Origin of the sequence: Archangium violaceum Cb vi76, from assembly GCF_000733295.1 — a bacterium.
In the GTDB taxonomy this organism is placed as follows: Bacteria; Myxococcota; Myxococcia; order Myxococcales; family Myxococcaceae; genus Archangium; species Archangium violaceum.
Genome location: NZ_JPMI01000215.1, coordinates 1 through 1,030, shown reverse-complemented (window position 1 = coordinate 1,030; position 1,030 = coordinate 1). Strand labels below are relative to the sequence as shown.

Here is a 1,030-nt window from a genome sequence, read left to right as displayed (position 1 = left end):
CGTCGATGGATGCGGTGAGGTCTCCCGAGGCCAACCGTCCCGTCAGTCCCACCGCCTCGGCCAAGGGCTGGGTGATGTTGCGCGACAGCCACCACGCCAGCAGCACCGCCAGCAGCGGTCCCACGATGCCCCCTCCCACCAACATCCGCTCCACGAGGCTCACACGCACCTCACCCACCTCGTCACGCCGCTCACGCAACGTCTTCTCCTCCGCACGGATGGCGTTCGCCAGACCTCGCATGGAGTCCACGATCTTCCGTCCCCGGCCCTCCCTGGCGTAGGCCACGAGCTGCTCCATGGGCACACGGCCAGCGTCCACGTCCCGGCGCAGCGACACCAGGCGCTCGACGTGGGGGATGTACTGCTGCTGATAGAGGTCCAACAGTTGCTGGAGCAGTTCCTGGATGCGGGCACTGCCCGTCGTCAGCTCCATCGCCTTGCTCTGGCTGCGGAGGAACTCGGACTGCCGTTGGGGCAGCAATTCCAGGACGGCCTCATCGCCGGTGAGTGCGTACCCCTGGACCCGGGATTCCTGGTCCATCAGGGCGATGCCCGTGGCGCGTAACTCTCCCAGGCCCTCGTAGGCGCGGTAGGTGTCCCCCACCGAGTCCGCCAGGCTGAGGAAGAGCAGGAAGGACCACCAGACAATGGCGGTGAACAGCGTGACGAGCACGCCAAACCCGAGCTGAAGCTTCCTGGCGATACTGAGGTTGTCGATCATGGAGTGGATGACCCGTCCTAGAAGCGCTTGAAGTCATGGTCCGAGCCGGCCGCCGCGCGCTCGGGTACCGCCGGGAAGGACGTGGGGGCCAGTTGAACGGGCAGCGCCTGCGCCACCGTCTTCAGCCCCTGCACGGGTGAAAGCACCGGCGGCAGGTGCACCGGCGCCGGCCTCAACGAGCGCACCGGCTGCACCCCTCCGTGCAGCGCCCTCACCTCCTCCCCCACCCGGAAGAACGTCATCATCTGTTGCAGCGACTCGGCCTGCGCCGCCAGCTCCTCCGCCGTCGACGACAGCTCCTCCGCCGCC

At 67.8% G+C, this 1,030-nt stretch carries 1 protein-coding gene and 1 pseudogene; both read right to left on the bottom strand.

Going from position 1 to position 1,030, the window contains the following annotated elements; genetic code table 11:
- A partial coding sequence (locus Q664_RS28420) for a CHASE3 domain-containing protein (RefSeq protein ID WP_043402715.1) occupies positions 1 to 721 on the bottom strand: 721 nt, incomplete at its 3' end.
- Between the two features lie 17 nt (positions 722 to 738).
- Positions 739 to 1,030, bottom strand: a pseudogene (locus Q664_RS28415) (methyl-accepting chemotaxis protein); the annotation flags it as partial.